This is a genomic window from Chryseobacterium sp. HNCC26DJ241 (assembly GCF_057180505.1).
In genome coordinates this window covers 1-1,020 of record NZ_JBXUGL010000079.1, presented here as the reverse complement: position 1 = coordinate 1,020, position 1,020 = coordinate 1, and the positions used below count along the sequence as shown (strand labels likewise).

Below are 1,020 nucleotides of genomic sequence, written 5' to 3'. Positions count from 1 at the left end.
TTGATAGCGCCTATTCCTATGTTGCCATTATTTCCAAAAATCCAATTTCCTATATTCAGTTCATTATTGGGAGATGTAGTGTTGTACGGAATAATGTTACTTCCTATAAAAATATTGTTAGATCCTGAAGTAATATATCTTGCATTGGAAAAACCCAAGCTAATATTATTAGACCCTGTTACCAAAGCTCTATACGAATCTGCTCCTACCGAAACATTATTATTACCTGTTTTTAAATATCGTAATCCATTCAATCCTAAGGCTACATTAAAATCCCCTGTCAAATTACCAAGTGCCATTGAGCCTGTTCCTACAGAAGTATTTCCAACACCAGATTTAAAACTTTCCAGTGCATTCATTCCTACTGCAGTATTATACATACCCGATTCAGTATTTCTCATACTATTCATTCCTAAGGCTAAGTTAAAATCGCCACTTGTCATCAAAGACATTGCATTATTTCCTAAAGCTGTGTTTCCGTTACCTATAGTGTTTTGCGTAAGTGCTCCCATCCCAAAGACAACATTTCCTGTTCCTGAAGGATTATCTATTCCCCCTCCAAAAAATAGGTTTTTATCCCAGATTTGTCCTGGTGATGTGATATTGAAAAATAAAAATCTTCCATTAGGAGAAATTTTCATTTTCTCACTATTATTTGTTTTAAAAACCAGCGGCTGATTATCTGTTGTTCCTATAAAATCTGTAGAGGGATTGGTATTTGTATTACCAGTGGTATTCCATGATTGCGCAGATACCAAACCTGCAGACAATAGTCCTAAACTTAATATTATTTTTTTCATTGTATGTAGATGTTAATTTATTATTGTTGTGCAGAAATTCGGTAACTGTGTAACATCGGCATTAATTCCTTCCATTGCTAAAACTAAATTATTCTGTATTTTCTAAGAATTCTGCCAATATATTAATCTTTGAAAGAAACCTCTGAAACCAATATTGATTTTCATTAAGTGGATTGTTAAATGTGTTATCTGCCTTCAAATGCAGATAACACATTTTATA

1 pseudogene is annotated in these 1,020 nt (G+C 33.0%); it reads right to left on the bottom strand.

The window, feature by feature from the left end:
* Positions 1–800: pseudogene (locus AC2A1C_RS15810) on the bottom strand (hypothetical protein); the annotation flags it as partial.
* Positions 801–1,020 lie beyond the last annotated feature (220 nt).